Here is a 26,908-nt window from a genome sequence, read left to right as displayed (position 1 = left end):
AAAATACTGTTTTGCCAAATAATAAAATAAGTATACATTTGCATAAGTACTTATATAAATACTTATTTAATAACTATGGATGCATTAAAGAATTTAGGAGAAATTGGTATTGGTTCTCGTTTAAAAAGAGTTAGTGAATATATGATGCGAGAAACTCAATTAGTATATAATACATTTAATATTGATTTTGACCCTTATCTATTTCCTGCTTTTAGAATTATAAAAAGTAAAAATGGCGTAACAAATACTGAGATCACAAATAGTTTACATATTTCTCAACCTGCCACAACACAAGCTATTAATAAGCTTTTAAAAAAAGAACTAATCCTTTTAAAGATTGATAAAGTTGATAAGCGTAAAAAAGTTATAATACTTTCTAAAAAAGGGAAAACATTAGTTAAAAATGTAACTCCTATTTGGAATGGTATTGAATTTATAATTAAAGAATATACCAAAATATCTTCAAACTCTTTAGTTGAAACTTTAAATATACTAGAAGAAAAATTTAACAAAAAATCTTTTAGCAAAGCTATTACAGAACATATACAAATGAATACTAAAATTATGAATGCCTTAGAAATTACAAATTATAAAAATGAATATGCTTCTCATTTTTATAATTTAAATATAGAGTGGTTAAAAAGCTTTTTTTATGTTGAGGCTTATGATGAAGAAGTATTAAGTAACCCTGATAAATACATTATCGATAAAGGTGGACACATATTCTTTGCGAAAATTAATAATGAAGTTGTTGGTACAGTTGCTTTAATGCCAATAAATAGTGGTGTTTTTGAATTAACAAAAATGGCCGTATCGCCAAAACATAGGGGCTACAAAATAGGACAGCATCTTATGCAAAAATGTATTGATTTTGCTAAAGAAAATAGTTTTAAAAAACTTACGCTATATTCAAATACCAAACTTGAAAATGCAATTTATATTTATAAAAAATATGGTTTTATAGAAATTCCTGTTGAAAAAAACTGCCCTTATGAGCGTTCTGATATAAAAATGGAATTAAAAATAGGATAAGTCATATGACTTATCCTATTTTTAAAGATATTAAAGAAAATTCTAGTTATTCGAATTTTCTTTAATAGAATCTATTTGTTTTTGGAGTTTATTAATTTTTTCTGCTTCAATTTTTTGTTTAGAAGCCAACGCTATAGAATCTATTTTAATATGTTCTATTTCTTTAGCAAAGCTAATATTTTTAAAATAGTCGTTCGAAGTTTCACTTTCTTTCCAAGCTTCACCTAACTGCTCATACACCGAAGCGTTCCATTTACTTGGGTGTTTTGCATCAATCCAAACGACGTCTCTGTACTCACTATCAATTAACGCTAAATCTGGCGTTGCTGAGCCATCAAATTTATTTGAACCTTCTCTAATTGCTGAAACAGTACCAATAAAAAACAATCTTTTCTTACCTGCTATATTTTTTATATAAGGTCTAAATTCTACTGGTTTGTTTACCGACCAATCAAATTCTTTACGTGATTCTATTACTTTTAAAGGCATTGCCGAAACACCTGCATAACCTTGTTTTTTTGATGCATGGTCGTAATAATAAAACTTATTAGTACCATCAGCAGGTACAAAAACACTGTAAGTTAAACTTGTTCTTTCATCTCCTACAGGTTCTAACCCAAACCAATGGTATAAACCACTATAAGCGTTTAAATTTGTTTCAGAAAAATCAAAATCCGTTACAAACGGTTGCTGATTTTGATCATCTGGTAGGTTTGGTATTTTTACCGCTGTTTTCATATTCCAAGGTAATGGATCGCTAAATCCTCCTAAAAACTTTAAAGACTCTGCTTGTAAACGTGATACTTTTTCTGATAACGTATTTTGCCTTGTTAAATATGGATAATTTTTCATTTCCTCAGGAGAAATATAAGTTCCTTTTCCTAATAAAATACGTTCTACATAATCTCCAAAATCATGTTCTCCGTTCTCAATAACCATTACGCCTCCAAAACTTGGGTACGGAAACAAAAAGCCTTTCCACTTTATTAAACTTACTACTTGCACCCATGCTCCTTTATCGTTTTTCATATAAAAAGTATCGCTTGGCTCAAGGTTAAATAACTGAAAAATACTGAATCGTTGTACAACTGCATTGTATGTATTACGACTAAACTTTAAAGATTCTCCTATTGAAAAGGTTACTGAAATTCTGTTTTCACTTGAAAACCGAGGAAATGGTGTTGTACTTGATACTGAAAAAACTTCTTCTGTATTGTCACTAATTCCTTGCCAAACATATTTTTCGGTGGGCTGAATTGCCATCGTCCATTTATTAACTGAATCTACTCTAACTAAATGCGGTAAAGAAATATCTTTTGTTTCTCCGACTGATTCATTTGCCATTGAAAAAATATTACGTAAAGGTTGTATTCTTTCATTTTGTGTTAAAGGCAATTCGGTTATTTGAATGCGTTTTAAATTATTAAAAACATTATAGGTTCTCATATAATCGTACATTTTATAATGCCATCCAATACCATACAAAGCACCAAAAAATAAAATTAACATTCCTAAAATAAAAACCCTTTTTCCTGAACTTGCTGATTTTCTAAAATTTCTCAATCCGAAAAACAACACACAAAAACTTAACAGAATTATAAAAATGTATTTTCTAATAAATAATAATGCTGGTTGGTAATCGTCTCTTAAAACGAATAACGCAATCAGTAATATAAAAGAAAACAATATAACTCTCCTCTTTTGTTTCCCTCCTTTTTGCCAGTATTTTTTAATCATACTCTTTATTTTATTATTGCATCACTTTTAGTAAAGTTATAGCAAAATGTTTATTTATTTTAATCTGAAAGATTATTTTGTTGTTATTTCTTAATTACAACAACCCTTTATCTTTTAATCTTTCTCTAGCACTTTTTTCTTGCGCTTTTGGTTTTTCTACTTTTTTTTGTGCTTCATCGTTTTCAACACTGCTTGATGTAGTATCTGATTCTCCTCTTAAATCTTCAATAAAATCTTTTCCTTTTTCTATTGAATCATGCACTATATTCTCTAAAGAATCAGATTGCTCTTCAATTATTTTTGATGATTTAAAAATTAAATCAGCCACATAAACACCTATTAATGTACCTACAATCATAAATATAAAAACAGATATCGTTGCCAATGTTATTGGTATTAAAAACTGAATAACAACCACACTCATTAAATAGAATGTTGCGATAAAAACCAATCTTAATAAAAAAGTTTGTTCATACACAAATCCTTTTTTATTTGATGCTTTCATTTGCAATTCTTTCGAATTCAAAATTTTATTTACAAATCGATATAGTTTATTTCCTTTAGATTCTCTCCAACAAACTAAAATACCAAATAATATGGCGGCAATAAATACAATAAGCTCTGGTGTCATAATTTATATATTTTTATTAATTGTTTCAATTACCCAATCTTGCATAGATGCATCCCAATTTAAATATTGTTTGTAAAACTCTTCTTTATCATACCAATATAAAAACAACACATCGTTTGGTGAAATGTTAACCAATAGTTTCCAAATTAAATCTTGATGATTTGACCTTAATGATGAGTGTGGTTTATGCAAAGAAAAATACACACTGTTATCAATAATATCTTTAATTTTTGTTTCGTTGTTAATTTTCAGTTTATCTAAATATCTATCTACACTCATTACTTTTTTACGAGTTTCAATATTTAATTTATTCAAATAACTTTTAAATAACATATTGTCTTCTAAAATATCTTTTATTGGGTGGTTTACTTCTTCTAAATGTTTTGAAAATAAATATTTTTGTATTCGCTCATAACGATTAAACGTTCTTTCTTCTTTTAAATCACACTCTGTTATTAAATGATCTCTCAATTTCTCCATTAATTCTGAATGAGAAATATGATACATTAAAACATCATGTACTGTATCATTTATAGCTTCTTTATAAGCTTCTTTTTCTTCGAAGATTAAAATAGGTGTTAGAAAATTACGCAATAAATAGATACCACCAAATGCTTTTGTATAAAAAGAGTCTGATGTAAAAACAATATCTTCTAAGTTTAAATCTCTATTTCTTAAATCCCCATATTTATTAGCTGAATCTAATAATTGTTGATGAATCTTTTCATCTATAAAGTTATTATCTTTATTAAAGTTTACTATTAATTGTAATTGCTCTTCTTTTACTTTGTCTAAATTATCTATTAGTCGAAAACGAATTACAACATCTGTATATCTTAAAACATCTAGTGGTTCGTAAAAAACATCTATATTCTGATCAAAATCGACACAAATTGCTGAATCTCTCGTAATATTTTGAATTTTAGTTTCATGTATTTTAAAAATCAACTTCATTAAGTCTTTATCAAAAGAATGAAACGGATTGTATATTGGTAATCCTTTTTGAAATGGTGTAATAATAATACAATGCGAGTTTGCATCTCCATTATTTAAATAATGAATATCTTCTTTTTCTTCAGATATTTCAGGGCTCCAACCGAGTCCGTCAATAGAAAATGATTCTAGTTTTGTTACCGTAAGTCCTAATTTAATTAAGCATTTATTATAACGTTCTACTAACTTTCCGCTTACAGGAATTAACTCACTTCTATATAAATTGGCTTCTTTTAATTTTTGCATTATAATTTTACTCTTTAATAAAAGTTTCTCTGTTTATATATCTTAATTTAAATAATAATTTACTAAAAAAAGAATTCCATTCATATCTTGAACCTCCTAACTCCCTATTAACATCAAATTTTTGGTTTTGATGTTTCCTATAAAAAGGAATATTTAATTTAGAATGAATCATTGATTTATTATTTTTAACCTCCTCAAAAAACTCTTCATCTAAAAATTTCTTAAGAAAATACTTAATTACGATAATTGTTTCATCTTTTTTTGAAGCATAAATATGAAAGTTCAAATCATATATATCAAAATAAATTTTAGATAAATCTTCCGACACCTCTTTTATTAATTTCAGTTTTTTCTTTTTTACAACGTTACCTCTTTCGTTCGAAATTTCATGTAAAAAATATTTATAATTATCTGATAAAACATTCCAACAATTCCTTTTTACTATTTCATTTAAATCTATAGTAGAATTCTCAATTATCGTTTTCACCTCCTTTATAGTAGCCATTTACTAGCTTCTTTCATTAAACTGTCCCCTAGCCTCTAAATCAATATTCATTTGGTTTACTCTAGCATCTACTTTTCGTTTAAAATCGGTATCAGCAATTGTTGCTACGTTGTCTAAATATCGAACTACTTCTTGTCTTCTTACTTCAGAAAAATTCAATCCTTTCATATTCGATTTCATTAATTCTTGTAGCATATTAAACTTTGTTTCGTAATTCTGCTTAAAATAAATTTCTGGTTTATCAAACCAATCTTGTTCTAAATCGAAATCGGTTAATCGTAATGATATTGCTGACTGAATGTTACGAACATCTCTTGATGAGAAAAACGGAAATATATTCTGAATTTCTTTATACAAACTTGCATAAAACAAATGATCATTCGTTTTATGTTGTTTTTCTGCTTTATCATATGCTTCTAAAACTCGTGCCTCAGATGGTTTTTCTACAGAGTTTAAAATATCTCCCATACTTTTTGCCAATCCTTGATCTTTCAAATACTCATAATCCGAAGGGCTTGTCATATTTACAAAATCGGGCATTGTTTTTTGCAACTTACGCCACCATAAATGATCTTGATCTAAAAAGTCATGCTCCGTTCTTGCTCCGTCAATTTTAAACCGCCCTTGCACACGAGAAATAACTGCTTTATCGAGCATTTCAGGTAAATTTGTGAATAAACCAATAGAACTATTCCCGTAATTTACAGCGTATGCTCCTTCGGTATATCGTAAGAAAACTCCGATAACTTCTTTTACTCCGGCTGATACTCCTTGTGCTGTACGTTCTTGTAAATTATTTTCAGCATCGTCAATCGGGGCAAATATTAATTTTGATGGATCTTGCATTGGCTTCATCCATGCTACCATTTTTTCTGCCGATCCTCCTTGAAATGTAGAGATTAAGGTGTCTGGCATTGGGTGAAATAAAAACGGAATGTCTAAATTATCACTATGTTCTTTTAATCGTGTTGCTATTGCGGCAATTAACATCGATTTTCCTGTACCTGGAATTCCATACCCCATAAACACAGGCATAAACCCTCCCAATTCTTGAAACGGATTTTTCTTTGCTTCAAAATCGTAACTTAACATTCGTTCTGTTAACCTACGTGCAAAGTGTTTTGCATCTCTATTACCAACAATTTGTTCAAACTTAATTTTATTAAATTCGATACTCTTTGCTGTTCCTGAAAAAGCATTTTCCCAACCAGAAATAGCAAATTCGCTCTTCTCTAATTTATAGGTTCTATCTACAATCGTCTCTGTATATTCTAAACTACTTTTTCGCAATTGAATTTCATCAATTAAAGCTTCAAAATACACTACCGTAAAATCGATAACGTCTTTATCTGATTTTATAATATCTGGATGTCCTAAATATTTTTCATAATAAAACAAACTACATGCTATTCCTTTTAATGGAGATATAAATGAAACCTCAGGAATTCCTGCGAATTTCTGTTTCATTACTGATAAATCGTCAGATGCATGCGGTTTTAAGTCGTGTACTATTTTATAAGATGTAGCAAACAATTGAAAGGCTGTTGCAGTTTGCATTTTGCTTTCAAATTCTCGTTTTCCATTTGCATCTAACGCAGCTATTCGTTCTCGTAAGCTCGATAATCCTGATGCATCATAGTAACTATCTTTTATCCAAATACCTAAGGTAAGCCCTTCTTGAACTGCGTACAGTGTTTGATTTAAATACACAGGTATTGCGATAGAATCTGGTAATAATCGTTTTTTTAATGCTAATATTGTTTTAGATACCGAAGTTACTTCTGTTGTTGAACTTCCGTTGTTTGCTCTAGATAAATATAATAATATAGAGTCGTCTTTGGTGTCTTTATTTTTATTTTTTGCTCGTTGTCCTTGCTCCCATTGAATACTTTTTAAGTATCCGCTTGCTTCATCTCGAAGCATATCAAGTTCATTCTGTTTTATTGGAAAAGTTGAATTGTGTTCCATAGTATTTTAATGTTATCTGTCATTACGAATGAAATGAAGTAATCTCTTATTTTAAAAGGATACTCTTGTTATTTTCTTCTTCTCGCGATGACGTTATTTATTTTATTTTTCACAACTATTAATCTTATTTAAAAAATTAATTCTTTCTATTTTCAAAAGGGTTTATAAGTGCGGTGTTAGGTATAGGCGCATCATTTTTTAAATATTTATCAAACCATGCTATTATATCTTTAAACTTTTCTTTTCCAAATTGAGATATACCGTGGTTTCCTCCTTCATATATCTTTAAACGATATGGTATTTTATATTTCTGAAACTCTAATGCCAACTCTAAACTTTGATTTGCTCTTACATTCCAGTCTGCACTTCCATGCATTAAAAAAATAGGTACATTAGTAGGAAATTGATCTACCCATTTTACAGCAGAACGTTTCGTAAGTTCTACTTCTTTATTTTTATAATAATTAGGAACTAATTCTGCTAAAACCCTAGTTTCCATCTCTGGTCTAGCAATAATACTTTTAAAACTATTAGATACGGCTCCTCCAATAACAGCTGTTTTAATTTTTTTGGTTTTTGTTAACGCTCTATATGCCATCATACCTCCTCTACTCCAACCAAACATTCCTATTCTGTTAGTATCTGTATTAGGCAACTCTTCTACAACATCTAATAAAGCAATAACATCATTAACATCCTTTCCACCAAATTCATCTTTTCCTTCGCTATTACCACAACCTCTATAATTACAACCAACAACAACATACCCCTTACTTGCTAAATAAGAAAAATACATTATTGCAGAAATCCCTTTCATTTTACGGTTTCCAAATAAGCTAAGAGCATTAAAATCTCTATTTCCCCCTCTATTAAATACAATAACAGGATAGTCTTTTTCTTTTTTTGGAATAGCTGCAAATGCTTCTATTTTAAGACCATCACTTAAATATTTAATTTTAAAAATATCAATACTCTTTAATCTTTTATATGACTTCTTAAATGTTTTTTCTGTTTTATCTAGATAAACTCTTTCTGCATAATCATCCCAATTAATTTTTGTTTTTTCTATAATTTTTAATTCTTGCCCTTGCGCAATTAGCACAAATAAATTAGCTAAGAATAAATATAAGCACCTCTTCATTTTCATTTTTTTTCTAAATCTATTTTCAAACTAACTTTACTGCTTACTTATTTTAAGTTCTGCAACTTGAATTGGTGGTTTTGCTAAATTATTAAGCACATTTGGCACTTTATTATGTAGCATCTGTATAATTCTATGCGGAGCAAAAACGTATTTCTTCTGCTCTACTGCATTCCATTTTTGCATGGTTTGTTTCGAAAAAAAACTTCCTTCTTTAAAAGTGTCTCCAGAAAAAACCTCATCTATTTTAAATGACAATGCATACGACTCTAAAGGAATTTCTTTTTTTGCTATTCCACCTAAAACGGCATGTGTTATTTCATTTTCATCTTTTGCAAATACATTATGTAAAGGACCTAAATCGATTCTTTTTATATGTTTTGGATATACTTCTGGCAATTTTCTGTCGATATTATATGCCATTGTATCTAACGACATTTCTCTATCGGCACTTTCTTTTAGTACTTTATATATTTCTTCTTTTGCTTTTTCTACTCGTTTACCATCGTAATCGAAATACATAAAACATATATAAGGTCTATTTGTACTTACATCGTAAAAACTCCAGCTTATTAACAAACTTGCATTGCTGTTTTTTGGTGCATCGATTATTTTTCCTTGTACAAATTTGTTAAATATGTATTGCTGTTTTACAGATTTGTAATAAACAATTGATGCTGCTTTAAAGAGTTCGTTCTTTTTTATTGGTTGTTTTTTTCGCAATAGTGTATCTAAAAACTCTTCTTTTATTATGCTTGTGTCTTGTAATTTATCTAAATACTCGTTTCGTAACTCTAAATCGTTGTATAAATATCGAAATTCTAGATAATTTGGAAAGCCAGAATCGGTTAAATCTACTTTCATATTATCTTCTTCGTCATACATATACTTAACTCTCATTGCTTCTATTGAATACAATAACAAATCGGAATATTGTTTGAAGAAGATTAGCTCTTGATAACTGCACAACTCATTTTGTTGTACACTCACTATTAATTCTTTCAGCGCAAAATCTACCATTTTATGGTAAAAAACATATTGTTCTTTTGTATTTAATATTGCCGAATCTAAAGGTGTTACAATCATATTATTTTGTAAACAATATTTGTTTAATAGCTATTTTATTGTTGCTTGTATTTGCGTTAAGGATTGAATTGGTATCCTTTTTTCTTTTTCGAAAAAAGATTGAAATGAAAGCCTGACCTTCTTTTATTTTCAAAAAGAAGGTAACGCCCTCATTATTATTTTTTCTCTTTTTTAAATTTCAAAACCTCTTTCAAAAACGTTTTATGATAACATGTCATCGTCATTATTTGCTTCTGGAGCTGGAGCAGCTTCTGGTTCTGAATCTTTTCCAGAAGGTACCGTTTTATCTGCTTTGTAATAGTCTTCAAAAAGTTCTTTCATATCTATACCATAGCGGTCAGCAAAGTTTTTTTGAATATCAATATCTTTCTCTCTAATTTCATGTAATGCCTCAGCATAGCTACCATATACTCCTTGCATAACTTTTTCGTGTACAGGAATGTTATCCATCATTTCTTGACGTGCTTTTGCACTTGCTGAATGCATTGATGCTAAGGTTGCTCCGATATGTTCATCGGTTTTTACACCTAAGTGTTCTAAAATTGCCGCAAATTCTTGATCTGTTCTTGCTTTTAACGCAACCACATATCCGTCATAATACTTTAAACGCTCTTCGGTGTCTGATTTTAGTTTTGCTCTATGTGTTTGTAAGTTACTACGTAAAGATGTTAATACTTTTATGGTTAAATTATGCTTGTGTACAAAACTATCTTTACTGGCTGCTAAGGTTGTATAGGCGTTTTTAAGTCCTTCTAATTCTTCTACCTTCTGCTCTACTTTTGTCATTTTACCTATTATTTCTGAATAGGCTGGTGATTGTTTGTCTACCGTTTCTTCTAACTCTTGTCGTACTTGTTTTAATAAAACATATTGTTCTTCTAACTTACCTTCTACTTCTTGCTTTTTCTCTAATGCTTTTGTATGGTTTTTTGTTGCTTCTACAATGGCCGTTTGTAGTTTATCTTCTACTTCTTTAATTTCTACTTCACGGTTTTTTAATCTTGTAACAGCTGCTTGAGATTTATACGATAATTCATTTAACAATGTTTGAACATCTGCGCTTTCAATACGCTCTTGAAACATTGCCTTTGCTTTATTATCCGCGCCTTCTCTTGTTTTTTCAACAATTTTTAGTTCGTCTTCAGCTTTTTTAATTTTGCTTTTTCTTCCCCAAAGGTTATTCCACCAAGTATCTGGTTTATTTTGTGCGTCTTCTAATTTAATTTTAGCACGTTCTAACGCTTTTTGAGCATCGTCAATTACTTTTTGTTCTTTGGCGTTTAATGTCGAAAATTTTTCGAATATAATTCCTACTTCATCTTGATAATCTGTTAGGTCTTTAATAGCATCTAAAAGAGTTTCTCTATCCTTTTCTGCCATATGCACCACATCATCTAATGTTGCATTTAGTATTTTTTGACGTGTTTGTGGATCTTCTTCATGTGCTAATTTAGACTTCATTGTGTCTATGGTTTTACCCCAATTAACATCTACTTTCTCAGTTTTTTCGTTTGAATTAGTTTCTAATAAATCAAAATCATCTGACATGTTGCTTCGTGTTTTTTTTAGTTGAACAATTTTTGGTTAAGCAATTTCGTTATTTTTTTTTAATTAAAACATGAATCGCATAATTTATATGTAGCAACTGAGGTCTTTTTGTTACAAAAACCTTATTTAATCATATTTATAACCATAAAAAAACTTCCTTGATTATTATCAAGGAAGTAACTTCAATTACTAAAAATTTATAAACAACTACTTATAAATCCACTATTTACTGATTGATATTAAAATCAATCTTTTAAAAATTCCCGCACTGCTTAATAAACCAAACAAATGCAGGAACTAATTATACATCATTCTGTTAAAAATATATTATTAAACTGCAATACCTCTTTGAACTTTTACACTAGTTTCTTGTTTCTTTGAACCAAACTGACTAGACGTATTTTTTGTTCCTCCAGCTATTAAAGCATTATCACCTGCAAAGAATGTTTTATGATCATCTCCTAAATCAGAACCGGCCATTCTTTGATGCTTTACACATGACACTCCTTTACGAATTTCTTGACGCTGTACTCCTTTTACATACGCTAGCATTCCTTCTTCTCCAAAATACCCTGCTGTTAAGTCACTCATGTGAAGCGCTGTAGTATGATAGGTTGGTAATGTAATTAAATGATGAAAAATACCAGCTTCTCTTGCTCCATCAACTTGAAAAGTCTTAATTTTTTCATCAGCACGATAACATAGTTCTGAACCATCATACTGAGCATCCATTAAATTATTTCTATCATAATCAGTCATATTTTCACCTTCAGAAAGCATTTCATCATAAGCTTGGTTACGGAAATTAAGTGTCCAGTTAAATGAAGGTGAATTATTATACACCAATTTTGCGTTTGGAACCACCTCTTTTACTCGATTCACCATATGAGCTATTTGCCCAACATGCGGAGTTGGCGTTTCAATCCATAATAAATCTGCGCCATTCTGAAGACTTGTTATACAATCTAAAACTACACGATCGATATTCGTTCCTTCTCTAAATTTATACAATCCATTTGCTAATCTTACCGGGCGTACTAGTTTTCCATTACGCTTTAATAAAACATCATTTTCACTTGCTTCGTCTACAGCTATTTCTTCAGCCTCAACAAAAGCTAAATACTGAGAAGCTAAATCTCCTGGCTCTTGACTTACTGGTAATTTCTGAGTAAGACCAGCTCCTTCAGAATCTGTTCTTGCCACAATAATACCTTCTTCTACTCCTAATTCTAAGAATGCGTACCTAATTGCATTTAGTTTTGCTATAAAATCTTCATGTGGTACAGTTACCTTTCCATCTTGATGTCCGCATTGTTTTGCATCTGACACCTGATTTTCAATTTGAATAGCACAAGCGCCTGCCTGAATCATTTTTTTTGCTAACAAGTATGTAGCTTCTTCATTTCCAAATCCAGCATCTATATCTGCAATAATAGGCACTACGTGTGTTTCAAAATTATCGATTTGCCCCTGTACATCTTCTCCACCTTCTAATCTTCTAAACAAATCGTTCAACTCAATAGCATCTGCTTGACGCAAAAAATCATAAATCTCTTCAATTAATGAAGCAACGGCTGTTTTCTCATGCATTGACTGATCAGGCAATGGTCCAAATTCAGAACGTAATGCTGCAACCATCCATCCCGACAGATACAAATACCTCTTACTCGTTGTTTTATGATGCTTTTTAACTGAAATCATTTTTTGTTGCGCCACAAACCCATGCCAACAACCTAATGACTGTGTATATTTAGAAGAATCAGCATCGTAAGCTGTCATATCTTCTCTCATAATCGCTGCTGTATATTTAGCAATGTCTAAACCTGTTTTAAAACGGTTTTGAGCAATCATTCTTGCTGCATTTTCAGAAGTAATCGCACTCCAAGTACTTCCATACTTTTGCTTTAAAGATTTTACTGTTTCTAATGCTGAATTATAACTTCCTTGAGCTAAATTTTTCATAAGTTTGTTTTTTAATAAGTTATTAATTACTGATAGCTTCGCCCTTAAAATGTTGCCGCATTTTAGGGGCTTTTATTTTATATTTTAAATGTATTGATATGCTGGTAAGGTTAAAAACTCCACAAATTCCTTATTTAATACCAACTTATCAAATAACTGAATTGCTAGCTCAAATTTTCCATTTACATATTGAGTATCTCCAACATATTTTTTAATCTTTTCAATTTCTTCTTCTTTTAATTGTTGATACATTTCTTGCGTAAAAACTCTTCCGTCTTCTAACTCAATATTTTTATGCAACCACTGCCATACTTGAGTTCTAGAAATTTCTGCTGTTGCCGCATCTTCCATTAAATTATATATTGCTGCTGCTCCATTTCCTCTTAACCAAGATTCTATATACAAAATACCTACATTAATATTCTTACGAACTCCTTCTTCTGTAATTGTTCCTTTAGGCATTTCTACTAAATCTTTTTCTTGAATATTAACATCTGCTCTGCTTACATGAATTTGATTTTTAGTAGTCATATTTTCGTTAAATACATTCATCGCTAAATCCACCATTCCTGGATGTGCTACCCAAGTACCATCATGCCCGTTTTTAACTTCCTGCTCCTTATCTTTTAACACCTTTGCAAACGCTAATGCATTTGCTTTATCATCATTTTTTACTGGAATTTGTGCTGCCATTCCTCCCATTGCATGCACTCTGCGTTTATGACAACGCTGAACTACTCTCAATGAATACGACTTCATAAAAGGAGTACTCATAGTTACCTGATCTCTATTAGGTACTACAAAATTTGGATGATTTCTAAATTTTTTGATATATGAAAAAATATAATCCCAACGACCACAATTTAACCCCGCCATGTGATCTCTTAATTCATAAATAATTTCATCTAACTGAAAACTTGCTGTAATTGTTTCAATTAAAACTGTTGCTTTTATAGATTTTTGAGCAATACCTAAATAGTTTTGCGCAAAAACAAAAACTTCATTCCACCAACGAACTTCCTTATAATGTTCTAATTTTGGTAAATAGAAATACGCTCCCGAACCTCTTTCTTGCAGTGTTTTAATATTATGAAAAAAATACAATCCAAAATCTACCAAAGATCCCGACATAGCAACACCATCTACCAAAAAATGCTTTTCATTTAAATGCAACCCTCTCGGACGCACTAACAATACAGCTACTTGCTCATTTAATTGATAGGTTTTATCTTTCTTCTCATTATAAAAAGAAATTGTTCTGTTATTAGCATCTCGCAAATTTATTTGCCCATTTAACTGATTTATTATGCCTGGTGAATTACTATCTTCAAAATCTGCCATAAAAGTTTTAGCTCCAGAATTCAAAGCGTTTATTACCATCTTTCTATCAACAGGACCTGTTATTTCTACTCTCCTATCTAATAAATCTTCTGGCAACTCGGCACACACCCAATCACTTTCGCGAATCTCTTTTGTCTCTTTTGGAAACTTCGGATAGTTATCAGCATCAAAATAGACTTGCTGATTTTCTCTTTCTTTTAATAAATTTAATCTTTCTTCATTAAATTTATCATGTAACTCTAACAAGAAATTCTTTGCTTCATCAGATAAAACCTGATGATACCTTTCTAACTCAAAACCCTTAAAATCAATTTCTTTCGTAATCCCATTTTGTTGCATAACTGTCATTTTTTCGATTCAACACTACAATACTATAAAATATTTTTGAACTCCACAAGCGAACGTTCGCTAATTACGTAAAATAATTAATTTTTATTAATTCGCTAATTTACATACCTTTGAATTACGAATACCTTAATCAATTACTTTGGAAGAAGAATATATCCGCTTAATTTTTGGGCTTAAATTAAAGCAAATACGTACTGACAGAAAGCTTTCTCTTTTCGGCTTAGCCAAGCTCACAGGCTTATCTAAATCTTATTTAAACGAAATTGAAAAAGGAAAAAAATATCCGAAAACGGATAAAATAGTGCTTCTATCAGAAAACCTGGATGTACCATACGATCATTTAGTTTCCTTAAAACTTGATAAAAACCTTGCTCCTATTGGAGAAATTCTTCAATCTAAAATTTTAAAGGAAATTCCGCTAGACTTATTCGGCATTAAAGAAAATAATTTAATTGATATCATTGCTAATGCTCCCGCCAAGGTAAATGCATTCATTAGCACCATTATTAAAATATCTCAAAACTATAATCTTACTCGAGAAAGCTTTTTTTTAGCTGCTCTTCGTTCTTATCAAGAAGCTCATAACAACTATTTTGGAGAAATTGAAATCGAAGCTGAAAACTTTGCGAAATCTTATCATATAGACTTAAACAAACCTGTTCTTTCAAAAGATCTAGAAGAAATATTAATAGAAGAATTTAACTATACTATTGACACAGAAGAACTTTCTAAACACCAAAATCTTTCTGAGTTACGAACCATATTTATCCCTAAAAAGAAAGCGTTATTAATATACAATGGAATAAGTGAAGCTCAAAAAACGTTTATTTACGCCAAAGAATTAGCTTATAATTTTCTGAAAATTGAAAATAGATTATATACCTTCCCGTGGGTAAAATTTGATAGTTTTGATCAAGTTTTAAATAATTTTATTGCCTCTTATTTTGCTGGTGCTTTAATTATTCCTAAAAAATCACTTATTCAACAATTAACAAACTTCTTTGCTTTAGAAGAATGGAAACCTTTTAAACTACACAGAATAATTAAGCACTATAATTGTTCTCATGAAACTTTTTACCAACGACTAACCAATATTTTACCTAAACATTTTAATATTAAGAATTTATTCTTTTTACGGTTTACACATAAGCTTAACTCCCCTATACATAGATTAAGTAAAGAACTACACGTTACACAACAACAAGCTCCGCATGCCAATAGAAATAACGAGCATTATTGCAGAAGATGGATTTCTTTAAAAACCATTCAAGATCTAGAAGATTTAAAAAAGAGTAAAGCAACTTTTGGTGTTCAAATTTCCTCTTATGAGAATGAGAAAAACGAATACCTTGTACTTTCCTCAGCAACACCTGATCCTTTTAAAAAAGAAATTAACAGAAGTGTTAGTATAGGAATGTTACTATCCCCTCACTTAAAAAAGAAGCTTCGTTTTTTCAAAGAAGGCATTTTTACAAAAAAAATTGTTGGAGTAACTTGCGAAACCTGTGCTGTTCAAAATTGCAAAGAGCGAGTTGCTAAACCTTGGAGACTTGAACGCTCAAACCAATATGAAGAAATTTCTAAAGCGGTTGAAAACATAATACTCTCGTATCACAGCACGTAAGAACCTCATTCTTACGGTTAAGAAACGAGAAAACTTCTATATTTTTTTTCAAGGTATTAAAAAACATAAAAAATAAACTCCTCAATTCATACAGTTTAATTAATTTTTAAAATTTCGATTACCTATTTATCTAAACGCATTTCAATACATTAGCATCAAATAAATAGGCTTAACTAAAAATAAAATTATTGACAATCTTAATTTACCAATGAAAATAGTTTTAATCATCTTTTTTGTTATCGTTTTAATAATAGTTCTACTTCTAATGTTAGCCGCTTCTGAAAAAAAAGAAATAAAAAAACAAGAACAAGACCGCAAACTTTTAACAATAGAAAACTATGAATTGATACGTGACTCCCCATATGCAGATAAACTAAGTAAACACACTATATATCGAGAAAAAGACAAACTTAAATTCACTTCAAAAAATGGTTATACTCGATTTTACTTAGAAATAAATAGAGACAAACCCAATAACGTTAAATTAATAGGTTTAGATGGTTACGGCATTAGAAATAGAGAATTCTTAAAACACACAGCTAACTTAATACGTAAAATACCCCGTGCTTAATTTTCAAGAATAACTACGAATTCAAAAAACAAGAAAGCTGAAATATAGCGAAACCACTATAAACTAAAAATTAATATTTTTTTTACCCGACTAAAGCCAGCAGTACTCGATTACTCTAGCATAAAATCATCACTGTCATTTTTTGATGTTCTATAATATTTCAAGTACTCACTTACCTTTTTATCAGTAATATTCCCCATACTTCAATATCCAAATCATATTACCCCAGTAAGAGCTTTAGAATATCACATTCTCAGACATGATTTGTATCACATTAAAATAACAGAAAATTTCTACTTAAAAAACTTAAAAAAACAACATCTATATAATATTTCGAAAGGAGAATAAACTACTGAAACCTGTGAGTAAAAAAGTAAATCTTAATTTTGATTAATATTTACCATTTTTACTCACAATATCTTCGCTTTAAATAAAATATAACTAAAAATGAAAAAAAAAGTAATTTTAGAATTAAAAGTAAATTCAGGAAAAATAAAAGAGCTAATGAATTTTCTAGAAAATAATTTAGAAAATGTCAGAAGTTTTAAAGGTTGTTCACAAGTTAAGGTTTATTAAAATGCTGATGATTCGAAAATGATATTTGATGAAACATGGAAAACTACAGCACATCATAAAGAGTACCTTAATTTTATTACTGAAAATGGTATTATGGAAAAGCTTTTATCTTTTACCGTATCAACACCTGAAATAAAATATTTCGATATTGTTAATTTATAATAGTTTAGAAAAACTATACTTCTTACTTTATGAATGCAAAGTGATATGATTGTAAATCAGATTCAATACAAGTTAACCATTTTTCACCTAAAATCGCACAAACTTCTTCTAGAGGTATTCCTATTATCATGAAAAATACAAGCCTATTCGCATTAATAATAATGATACGGTTATTCTATAAATTTAATTTTATTAATTAATTTTTCTTTCATAATTATAGCTATCTATAAATCTTTTGTAAGTTTTAAAACATTAGAACGTCTAACTCAATGAATTTGAATTATTCAAAGTGTATTTACTTTAAATTAGGAGCATGTAATTATGCTCCTTTTTTTATACTTTTTTATTTATTTTTGCTGTATTAAAAAGATATTCCTCTCCTTTTATACTATTTGTTTAATCTGTTTAGATGCTAAAATATTTCTGTATTTAGATATCGAAAAGTTTAATATTTACATATTTTACTATAAATTTTGGGCATTTATTTTTTGCATCACCTTGTTTATTACCTACTTAATAAACACATACAAATCCTACCGAATTTACTACACTTTTGGTTTAATATTAAATTTACTTGGCATCATCGCTTCATTAATTTTACCAATTTTATTAGCCTTAGGAACACTATGGGAAAGCCATTAATTTTTTTAACTACAGTTATTTTAATTTTTAATTTTTAAATCTTGGACATAAAAAAACACCTTAATTAAGGTGCTTTGTGGTAAGTTATTTATATTTTAAGGATTATAGAAAAACCTTTACAGTTTCTAATTCATATAATTTATTTTTAAAATCCGACATCAACAACACTTTATCAAATGTTGATTTAATTCTAAAATCTTTTAAAAAATATTCTTCAATATCATATGAATATTCAGAAACTCCACCTGCAACTATAAGCAACCACTGAGGAAGTTCTGTTTTTCGTCTATAATTTTCTATCTTTTTTTCCTTTTTATTAATTGCTTCTTGAATAATTCCCTCCGTAATATCACTTACCATATGAGCTCCAAAATTTGGAGCAAGACTTAAGGTGTTATGCGGTTGCTTAAATATATCTTTGATTAATCCATTATCGATAATCTCATTATATTTGAAGTAGTGATTTAATACCTCCTTAATATTTTCTATAAGTTCAGCTTTTGATTCAGCTGGAAATTCTAGATCTTGATACAGAAAACAATTCAATAATAAATTTGGTGTGTCGTTACTTTTTAATAAATCTCTTTCTGCTAATCGAAATAAATTTTCAAAAAATCCATGTTTTCTTCTTAATTCAAAGTTTGAAACTACCTCATGTTCCAAACCAACAGTTAATTCATTATTCGAAATTATAAAATCAGGAACTTCCCTCATCTCTTTAATTTTGAATTCAGGAAAATATGTAACTAACATTTTTCCAACTTGACAAAGTTCTAATTGTTTTTGTTTATCACCTTTATTTTGTGAGTTAAGTCCTTCTAGATAATCTCCAATAATTAATTCCATTGAATTTCTAAACTCATTGCTTTCTGAAAATTCCTTTGATTCAAGTTTCATAGTTAAAATAGTTAATTTTTCACACACTTAAAATTAGTTGAAAATTAACACTTACCACAATTATGTCAATGAACTTTTCCGTTTTTTTTAGGTGCCGGAGAACCTACAGTTTTTATTAAATTACCACAATTAGAAGTTTGTTTTAGCTATAGAGGTGAAATCGTTGTTTTATTTATAATTAATTTTACATTATTAAAAATTTTAATTCAATCAAATCATGAATATAAAGACCATGAAAACTATAGAAGCTAATTTAAATAAAAAGTTAGAAAACAATAAATTTCCTAGTGATCTTACATTTAGTATAGTTCATTTTTCACCTCAAAACCCTAATTGTAAAATACTTTTCTTTTGGGCACGTGAGGGAGAATCAGTATATTATAAACAATCAAAATCTTTTGCATGCATACCTGATGATTTATACGATTCTTATAAAAAGAAGATAATCCCCTTTTTAGAAAAATTAAGTAGCTGTTAATTATGTGATTTTATCCCCTCTAATTAAGGGGAATCAGTTTAACTACACTTATCCTTAACAATACGATTTATAACTGTTTTTATAAGTTTAATAACAAGTAAATTAGATAAATAAACCCAACATTAACATGTTGGTTTTTTCTTGTACTCGTTTATGGCACCTACATTAAGAACCGTATCAATAACCATTCTATGATAATTGTCTATTTTTTCCTGCGGGAATACATCTAAATAAATATCGGTTGTAGATTTAGTTTTATGACCTAATAATTCTTGTAAATAAAGGACCATTGTTCAAGGCATATAGCGTTAGCCTATCGGCACGCCATACACTTAGTTATTGTAAGTAGTTTATTTCTCTAAATCTATTTGCCAAGTTATTTCATTATTATCGTGAAATATTGGGCAAAGAATTTTTATTTCTTCTCGATTTTCACTGATTAATTTCCAATCAGAACTGTTGATAAAATGAATATATTTTAATTCCTCTTCTTCACACATTCTATTAAAATTCTTATCATCCCCTTCACCTAAGTAGTAACTTGCTTTTATGGAGTGTTTAATGAAACTAGCTAATTGATTGTTATCAAAAGTTTCGTCCAAAAAATTAAATTTGAATTGGATATCGCCAGAACTTCTCATATCCCAATTTGTTTCTTTTAAAGTTCCAATATCAATATTTTTCCAGTATAGTTCGTGTTTTTTCATTAGTCAATTTACAATAGGTTTATAAGTATTTAATTGAAGATTATTTACAGTTAATTAAATAGTTTATTTATAGTATCAGATTCATCTTTATGATAAAAATATTTTAAATAATGTTCAGTCGTTGCTAATTTTGTAATAAATTATTTTAAGATCAAAAAGTAATGCTGCTGCTAATTTAGCATTAAACTTTTCTTCTAAATTATGCTTTTTTTACTCTTTATTTTTTTATCTCATTGATTTAGATTTGTACTTATGTATTGAATATCATTTTAACTTGTAAAAAATCATAACCTAATAGCCTGAGTGCCATTTTGCCTTTTATAAGTGTTAATTTGTAGGTTGAAACTCATTTGTACATTATTTCGATAAAATGAACAAAAAATAACAGATATAAAAAATAAAGCCCTCTATTAAATAGAGGGCTTAAGTGATAGATACTATGTTTATTGGTATTACATAACCATACTGTGATATACATTTTGAACATCGTCATCTTCCTCTAGTTTCTCTAAAAGCTTTTCAACATCCGCTTGTTGTTCTTCTGACAATTTTAAAGTTGTTGTTGGTATTCTTTCAAATCCTGAAGATAAAATCTCTACATTATTTTCTTCAAAATATGATTGAATAGAACCAAATTGTTCAAACGGTGCGTAAATAATAATTCCTTCATCGTCATTAAAAACTTCTTCTACATCAAAGTCTATTAATTCAAGCTCTAACTCTTCTAAATCAACAGTAATATCTTCTTTCTTTACTGTAAAATTACAGACACGATCAAACATAAAAATTACTGAACCTGATGTACCTAAATTACCATTACATTTATTAAAAATAGCACGTACATTGGCTACTGTTCTGTTATTGTTGTCAGTAGCAGTTTCTACTACGACTGCAATACCATGCGGTGCATACCCTTCAAATAAAACTTCTTTATAGTTACTAGTGTCTTTATCAGCAGCTTTTTTAATGGCGCGCTCTACATTCTCTTTAGGCATGTTTGCAGCCTTTGCATTTTGCATTACAGCTCTTAAACGTGAGTTTGTATCTGGATTTGGCCCACCATCTTTAATAGCCATTACAATATCTTTACCTATTCTGGTAAATGTTTTAGCCATTGCAGACCAACGTTTCATTTTACGTCCTTTTCTAAGTTCGAATGCTCTTCCCATTTCTTTAAATTATGTTTACGCAACGGCAAATGTAACTATTGCGTTAATTATTTACAATTAAAATCTTTTTTTGATTAACAACTTACTATCTTTTTCATCGTAAGCGCGCCATGTACCAGATTTTTTCCCGTTTTTATAGCTTCCTTTTAACTTCAAATTTCCATTAGGATAGTACATTTTATAATTTCCATCTAACATACCATCATCTAATTCGACTTCAAATTTTAACTTACCATCATCATAATACTCTTTGTAATTTGGTGCGCTTAAATCAGAAGGATTAATTTCTTTTATTTGGAAATTTGATTCTATTTTAGCTACGGAATCAGTACTTAATTCCATTTTCTTTGTTAATTCCTTTTTTAATTTTCGATCTAAATTTATTTTCTCCTTTACTAGTACAGGATCATTAAATGTAGTAGTTATATTACTTTTAAAAATATTCCCTTCAGAAGTTAGCTGAATACCTAGTTGTGAAAAACATATAATATAATCTTTATGTTTTTTTATTTGAAGCTGTGTTTTTCTATCAACAAAACTTACCAAATCAGTATAAATGTAAGGTGTGTTTATGTAAGTGAAAATAGTTGACTTATCATCAAACAAATAATTAAACTCTTCAAACTCTTTAGAAGAAGCCAGTGTATAATTTGTTATTTTATTATTTATAATTTCTTTTAATGTGTTTGGGCTTGCACTAAAAATAACAAAATCGTCAATAATAGTAAAATATGGTTTTTCCATTTTTTTAAACATATTCCCAACAATCATTTTAAAAAAACCTTTTAAATCTAAAAAGTTAATAGTGTGTTCTTTGTAAGTAATTTGTTTAAACTGTAATGGTGTTTTTTCTTTTATTTTAGATAAAATAAAGTTTAAATTTTCAGTAGCGTCATCAATATCAGTTGTTTTAAAAACAGCAGCAACATCTTTTTTATTTCTTGAAAGCGAAGAGTTAAAATGTATAAGAGCAACCTCATCTCCTATCCAACTAAATACATTTTCTTTTACACTAATACCTAGCTTACTTTCAATGTCTGTAATTTGCTTATTATAAATTTCAAACTCTTCTGGTTTCTCTTTTTTAAGATCTTCAAAGTTTTCTTGAAACAGTTCAAAACTGTCAAAAGCAAAACTTAAATAAAGTGCCGTATTCCTTGGGGCAATACTTGCAATTGTTCTTTTTCCTTTTCCTGATTTTTGAATGGCTGTTAGATAACTTTCAGAATTTTCTTTAACATTACTATAACCATCTGCTTGAATAATTGTTCCTTCAATTAAAGAAACATCAAAACCTGAATAGAAAAGTGAACTCTGAATATTTTTAACAACCTCGTCATTTGTTTTATTCGTAAAACAAGAAAGGTATTTATTTAAGTATTTATATTGAAAAAACAATTTAAAAAAACCGTCTTCAGGAGTTTCTTTAGTTATTTCCACAAAATTAACATCTCTACCAATTATTGGTTTTTGATATTGGTTTATAGAGTTTTCTATTAATACATGCGTATAAGAGGCTATTAATTGGTTTTTAATAAACGCAATATGTAGCGTTTCTCTTTCGATTTTGTCGTATAACTCAGTTATTTCATGGTTTAAATATGTTCTTTTAGTAATTTTATAATTATCACCTGCTAATTTAGAAATGCTACTTTTTAAAAAATTAAGTTTTGATAATTTTTCAAGATCTATTACATATAAAAAATCATATTTTTTTGGTTTGTAAACATGAGCAGAAATAAGAACATCACGTTCTCCAATAAAATTAAGGATACTTTTTTGTTCTTTAACAACTTTATCAAGTGTATTTAAACTCTTGCTAATGTCATTAAAAAAGGTGTTTTTTTGTAAGTGTTTCCAAATATCACTGGCACTAATTTCATCCCAAGTGTCAATAGGTCTTTCGGTGTCAAGAATAAAAACTGCATCATTAGGTATAAGATAAATAGGTTTAATATTATCTTCTTCAGCAAGCGTGAAAATGTAAGTTTGGTATGCTAAAAAGCCAAGAAAGGCTATTAAGATAGTCCATAAAATTTTCTTTCTCATAACTAATGATGTGTGAAATTATACTTGAATGATTCCTAAATTAAATTTTTTTTCAATTGGCGCATGATTTGCAGCTTCAATTCCCATAGAAATCCAAGTTCTAGTATCTAATGGATTAATAATGCCATCTGTCCAAATTCTTGCGGCTGCATAATATGGTGAGATTTGGTCATCGTAACGAGATTTTATTTTATCAAATAACTCCGCTTCTTTTTCTGGCGTAATTTCTTCTCCTCGCTTTTTTAAAGATGCAGTTTCTATTTGCAATAAAACTTTAGCAGCAGAATTCCCACTCATTACAGCTAATTCGGCACTAGGCCACGCAGCAATAAGTCTTGGATCATAAGCTTTACCGCACATTGCATAGTTACCTGCTCCGTAAGAATTACCAATAATGATTGTAAATTTTGGTACAACAGAGTTACTTACTGCATTCACCATTTTAGCTCCGTCTTTTATAATTCCTCCATGTTCAGATTTAGATCCAACCATAAAACCAGTAACATCTTGTAAAAATACTAATGGAATTTTTTTCTGATTACAGTTCGCTATAAAACGAGTTGACTTATCTGCTGAATCGTTATAAATAACGCCACCAAATTGCATTTCTCCTTTTTTAGTTTTTACTAACTTTCGTTGATTAGCAACAATACCGACTGCCCAACCATCAATGCGACCATAACCTGTAATAATAGTTTTACCGTACCCCTCTTTATATTGTTCAAATTCAGAATTATCAACCAAACGATGGATGATCTCTAACATGTCGTATTGTGCATTTCTTTCCTTCGGAAGAATACCAAAAATATCTTCTTCATTTTCTTTTGGAGGGAAAGCTTCTTTACGGCTAAACCCTGCTTTGTCGTAATCCCCTATCTTATCAACAATAAACTTTATTTTATCTAAAGCATCTTTATCATCTTTCGCTTTATAGTCAGTAACACCCGAAATTTCACAATGCGTAGTTGCTCCACCTAATGTTTCATTATCAATACTTTCACCTATTGCAGCTTTCACTAAATAGCTTCCTGCAAGAAAGATACTTGCTGTTTTATCAACAATCATAGCTTCATCGCTCATAATTGGTAAATAAGCTCCACCTGCAACACAACTTCCCATTACAGCAGAAATTTGGGTAATTCCCATACTACTCATAACTGCGTTGTTTCTAAAAATTCGCCCAAAATGTTCTTTATCTGGAAAAATTTCATCTTGTAAAGGAAGGTATACCCCTGCAGAATCTACCAAATATATAATTGGCAACTTGTTTTCTATAGATATTTCTTGAGCTCTTAAGTTCTTTTTTCCGGTAATAGGAAACCAAGCACCTGCTTTAACAGTTGCGTCATTGGCTACAACAATACATTGTTTACCACTTACGTATCCCATTTTTACAACAACACCACCAGAAGGACACCCACCATGTTCCTTATACATGTTTTCACCCGCAAAAGCTCCAATTTCTATTGATTTAGCATTGTCATCTAAAAGATAATCAACACGCTCTCTAGCAGTTAATTTTCCTTTTGCATGATGTTTATCAATACGCTTTTGTCCTCCTCCGAGTTTAACTTTAGCAAAACGTCTTCGTAAATCTGATGCTAAAAGTTTATTGTGATCTTCATTCTTGTTAAAGTTAAGGTCCATTGTAAATTATTTATTTGCGATTGCTAAAGTAAGAAAAACCGCGTAGAATACAAGGTGGTAAAATGTACGTTTCAATGATGTTTTCTCTGTTTTTATTAAAATTATTAATTTATTTATTCCTTGATTGATATATAAGCCGCTTAAATATCTTTTTAACTATCAGCACTTCTTAAAAAAGTAATTCTCATTTTAAAACAATTACGACATACTATATCAAATAAAAGCACAAAAAAACGCTGTTAATTATTAAATTAACAGCGTTTGCTTTTATAAATTTTATAAAAAAATTACCTTCTACTATAATTTGGAGCTTCTTTAGTAATCGCTACATCATGTGGATGGCTCTCATTAATTCCACTTGCTGTTATACGTACAAACTTACCTGTACTTTTTAATGTTTCTATATCACTAGAACCACAATACCCCATACCAGCTCTTAAACCACCTACAAATTGATGAATGCTTTCTTCTAATTCACCTTTATATGGTACTCTACCAACAATACCCTCTGGTACTAATTTTTTAATATCATCTTCAACATCTTGAAAATAACGATCTTTAGATCCTTGTTTCATTGCCTCTACCGATCCCATACCTCTGTAAGACTTAAACTTACGTCCTTCATAAATAATAGTTTCACCTGGAGATTCTTTTGTTCCTGCTAATAAAGATCCTAACATTACACAATCTGCACCTGCTGCAATTGCCTTTGGGATATCACCCGTATAACGAATTCCTCCATCTGCAATTACTGGTACTCCACTACCTTTTATTGCTGCTGCAACTTCTAATACTGCAGAAAACTGAGGAAACCCAACTCCTGCTACAACTCGCGTTGTACAAATAGAACCTGGTCCGATACCTACTTTTACAGCATCTGCTCCAGCTTCAACTAAGTATTTAGCAGCTTCTGGTGTAGCAATGTTACCTACAATAACATCTAATTCAGGAAACTTAGCTTTTACTTCTTTTAATACATTCACCACACCTTTGGTATGACCATGAGCTGTATCAATAATAACTGCATCAACTCCTGCTTTTACTAAAGCTTCAGCTCTTACAACGGCATCAGCAGTAACTCCCAATGCAGCTGCAACACGTAAACGTCCGTAAGTATCTTTATTTGCTATTGGTTTCTGAGTAACTTTAGTAATATCTCTAAATGTAATTAATCCTGAAAGTTTATAGTTATCATCTACAATTAATAATTTTTCAATTTTATTTTCTTGTAAAATACTTTCGGCTGATTTTAATGAAGTTCCTACTGCTGCGGTAACTAAATTTTCTTTAGTCATTACTTCAACAATAGCTCTATCGTTTTTATGCTCGAAACGTAAATCGCGATTGGTTACAATTCCTTTTAAAATACCATTTTCATCAACAACAGGAATCCCACCGATGCTATGTTCTTTCATTAACATTTTAGCATCATAAACAACAGCTGTTAATGGTAAGGTAACTGGATCGATAATCATACCTGACTCTGCACGCTTTACTTTACGAACTTCTTGAGCTTGCTGCTCAATCGTCATATTTTTATGCAACACTCCTATACCTCCTTCTCTAGCCATTGCAATTGCCATAGCCGATTCAGTAACTGTATCCATAGCTGCAGATATTATAGGTACATTAATCGTTATATTTTTAGTGAATTTTGTTTGAATAGAAACTTCTCTTGGAAGTATTTCAGAATAAGCTGGTATTAATAAAACATCATCATATGTTAAACCTTCGCCTATAATTTTTGATTGGTGAGCTTGCATGTGCAATTAATTTAGTGGGTTGTTAATTAATTGCATGCAAAGATACGACTTATAAAGATAACTCCACCTTAATTTAACGTTAACA

The 26,908-nt window shown here is 29.7% G+C and carries 23 protein-coding genes; 6 read left to right on the top strand and 17 right to left on the bottom strand.

Annotated elements, in window-relative coordinates; all coding sequences use genetic code 11:
- Nucleotides 1–75 precede the first annotated feature (75 nt).
- Entirely contained in the window at nucleotides 76–1,032 is a 957-nt protein-coding gene (locus CXF68_RS21205; RefSeq protein WP_101044760.1) for a helix-turn-helix domain-containing GNAT family N-acetyltransferase, read from the top strand.
- A 42-nt stretch (nucleotides 1,033–1,074) separates the two neighbouring features.
- Here CXF68_RS21205 and CXF68_RS11360 read toward each other — a convergent pair whose 3' ends face one another.
- The 10 genes from CXF68_RS11360 to aceB all read right to left on the bottom strand — a co-directional run bounded on the left by CXF68_RS11360 (nucleotide 1,075) and on the right by aceB (nucleotide 14,529).
- Entirely contained in the window at nucleotides 1,075–2,769 is a 1,695-nt protein-coding gene (locus CXF68_RS11360) for a DUF4199 family protein (RefSeq protein ID WP_101044758.1), read from the bottom strand.
- A 94-nt stretch (nucleotides 2,770–2,863) separates the two neighbouring features.
- Entirely contained in the window at nucleotides 2,864–3,400 is a 537-nt protein-coding gene (locus tag CXF68_RS11355; protein ID WP_101044756.1) for a hypothetical protein, read from the bottom strand.
- A 3-nt stretch (nucleotides 3,401–3,403) separates the two neighbouring features.
- Complete coding sequence (locus CXF68_RS11350) at nucleotides 3,404–4,639, bottom strand: DUF6638 family protein (protein WP_101044754.1); 1,236 nt, start codon at nucleotides 4,637–4,639, stop codon at nucleotides 3,404–3,406.
- A gap of 7 nt (nucleotides 4,640–4,646) precedes the next feature.
- Nucleotides 4,647–5,144 (bottom strand): hypothetical protein, encoded by a 498-nt coding sequence (locus tag CXF68_RS11345; RefSeq protein WP_101044752.1) that lies wholly within the window; start codon nucleotides 5,142–5,144, stop codon nucleotides 4,647–4,649.
- A 3-nt stretch (nucleotides 5,145–5,147) separates the two neighbouring features.
- Complete coding sequence (locus CXF68_RS11340; RefSeq protein WP_101044750.1) at nucleotides 5,148–7,112, bottom strand: AAA family ATPase; 1,965 nt, start codon at nucleotides 7,110–7,112, stop codon at nucleotides 5,148–5,150.
- 136 nt (nucleotides 7,113–7,248) lie between these two features.
- Nucleotides 7,249–8,259, bottom strand: a complete 1,011-nt coding sequence (locus tag CXF68_RS11335) for a S9 family peptidase (protein WP_101044748.1) — start codon at nucleotides 8,257–8,259, stop codon at nucleotides 7,249–7,251.
- Nucleotides 8,260–8,289: 30 nt separating this feature from the next.
- Complete coding sequence (locus CXF68_RS11330; protein WP_101044746.1) at nucleotides 8,290–9,339, bottom strand: hypothetical protein; 1,050 nt, start codon at nucleotides 9,337–9,339, stop codon at nucleotides 8,290–8,292.
- A gap of 201 nt (nucleotides 9,340–9,540) precedes the next feature.
- Nucleotides 9,541–10,887, bottom strand: coding sequence for a microtubule-binding protein (locus tag CXF68_RS11325; protein WP_101044744.1), 1,347 nt, complete (start codon nucleotides 10,885–10,887; stop codon nucleotides 9,541–9,543).
- A 330-nt stretch (nucleotides 10,888–11,217) separates the two neighbouring features.
- Complete coding sequence (locus CXF68_RS11320) at nucleotides 11,218–12,849, bottom strand: isocitrate lyase (protein ID WP_101044742.1); 1,632 nt, start codon at nucleotides 12,847–12,849, stop codon at nucleotides 11,218–11,220.
- 84 nt (nucleotides 12,850–12,933) lie between these two features.
- Nucleotides 12,934–14,529 carry a malate synthase A gene (gene aceB, locus CXF68_RS11315; protein ID WP_101047484.1) on the bottom strand — a complete coding sequence of 532 codons (1,596 nt, stop codon included), beginning with the start codon at nucleotides 14,527–14,529 and terminating at the stop codon, nucleotides 12,934–12,936.
- A gap of 148 nt (nucleotides 14,530–14,677) precedes the next feature.
- On the opposite strand from aceB, the gene CXF68_RS11310 reads away from it, so the two are divergent.
- The 4 genes from CXF68_RS11310 (at nucleotide 14,678) to CXF68_RS20585 (ending at nucleotide 17,471) form a co-directional block, all read left to right on the top strand.
- On the top strand, nucleotides 14,678–16,162 hold the full coding sequence (locus CXF68_RS11310) for a helix-turn-helix domain-containing protein (RefSeq protein WP_198553805.1): 1,485 nt from the start codon (nucleotides 14,678–14,680) through the stop codon (nucleotides 16,160–16,162).
- 208 nt (nucleotides 16,163–16,370) lie between these two features.
- On the top strand, nucleotides 16,371–16,733 hold the full coding sequence (locus tag CXF68_RS11305; protein WP_157821911.1) for a hypothetical protein: 363 nt from the start codon (nucleotides 16,371–16,373) through the stop codon (nucleotides 16,731–16,733).
- A 447-nt stretch (nucleotides 16,734–17,180) separates the two neighbouring features.
- Nucleotides 17,181–17,309: a hypothetical protein gene (locus CXF68_RS21100; protein ID WP_255398687.1), complete on the top strand. Its 129-nt coding sequence runs from the start codon at nucleotides 17,181–17,183 to the stop codon at nucleotides 17,307–17,309.
- Nucleotides 17,310–17,327: 18 nt separating this feature from the next.
- Nucleotides 17,328–17,471, top strand: a complete 144-nt coding sequence (locus tag CXF68_RS20585) for a hypothetical protein (protein WP_157821910.1) — start codon at nucleotides 17,328–17,330, stop codon at nucleotides 17,469–17,471.
- A gap of 744 nt (nucleotides 17,472–18,215) precedes the next feature.
- Here CXF68_RS20585 and CXF68_RS11300 read toward each other — a convergent pair.
- The gene (locus CXF68_RS11300) at nucleotides 18,216–19,010 is read right to left on the bottom strand and encodes a hypothetical protein (protein ID WP_101044737.1); all 795 of its coding nucleotides are present in this window, start codon (nucleotides 19,008–19,010) and stop codon (nucleotides 18,216–18,218) included.
- 232 nt (nucleotides 19,011–19,242) lie between these two features.
- Between CXF68_RS11300 and CXF68_RS11295 the strand changes: the two genes are divergently transcribed.
- Nucleotides 19,243–19,488, top strand: coding sequence for a hypothetical protein (locus CXF68_RS11295; protein WP_198553804.1), 246 nt, complete (start codon nucleotides 19,243–19,245; stop codon nucleotides 19,486–19,488).
- 122 nt (nucleotides 19,489–19,610) lie between these two features.
- Here the strand turns inward: CXF68_RS11295 and CXF68_RS20580 are convergent, their stop codons facing one another.
- The 6 genes from CXF68_RS20580 to guaB form a co-directional block, all read right to left on the bottom strand.
- A complete protein-coding gene (locus CXF68_RS20580) occupies nucleotides 19,611–19,778 on the bottom strand; it encodes a hypothetical protein (protein WP_157821909.1) in 168 nt (55 codons plus the stop codon).
- Nucleotides 19,779–19,838: 60 nt separating this feature from the next.
- Entirely contained in the window at nucleotides 19,839–20,195 is a 357-nt protein-coding gene (locus CXF68_RS11290) for a hypothetical protein (RefSeq protein ID WP_101044733.1), read from the bottom strand.
- A gap of 452 nt (nucleotides 20,196–20,647) precedes the next feature.
- A complete protein-coding gene (locus CXF68_RS11285) occupies nucleotides 20,648–21,364 on the bottom strand; it encodes a YebC/PmpR family DNA-binding transcriptional regulator (RefSeq protein ID WP_101044731.1) in 717 nt (238 codons plus the stop codon).
- 57 nt (nucleotides 21,365–21,421) lie between these two features.
- Nucleotides 21,422–23,413: a DUF3352 domain-containing protein gene (locus CXF68_RS11280; protein WP_101044729.1), complete on the bottom strand. Its 1,992-nt coding sequence runs from the start codon at nucleotides 23,411–23,413 to the stop codon at nucleotides 21,422–21,424.
- A gap of 18 nt (nucleotides 23,414–23,431) precedes the next feature.
- Nucleotides 23,432–25,060: an acyl-CoA carboxylase subunit beta gene (locus CXF68_RS11275; protein WP_101044727.1), complete on the bottom strand. Its 1,629-nt coding sequence runs from the start codon at nucleotides 25,058–25,060 to the stop codon at nucleotides 23,432–23,434.
- Nucleotides 25,061–25,347: 287 nt separating this feature from the next.
- Nucleotides 25,348–26,823, bottom strand: a complete 1,476-nt coding sequence (gene guaB, locus CXF68_RS11270) for an IMP dehydrogenase (protein ID WP_101047482.1) — start codon at nucleotides 26,821–26,823, stop codon at nucleotides 25,348–25,350.
- Between the last annotated feature and the right edge of the window lie 85 nt (nucleotides 26,824–26,908).

This window comes from Tenacibaculum sp. Bg11-29 (assembly GCF_002836595.1).
Lineage (GTDB): Bacteria > Bacteroidota > Bacteroidia > Flavobacteriales > Flavobacteriaceae > Polaribacter.
This window is presented reverse-complemented; position numbering and strand designations above follow the sequence as displayed.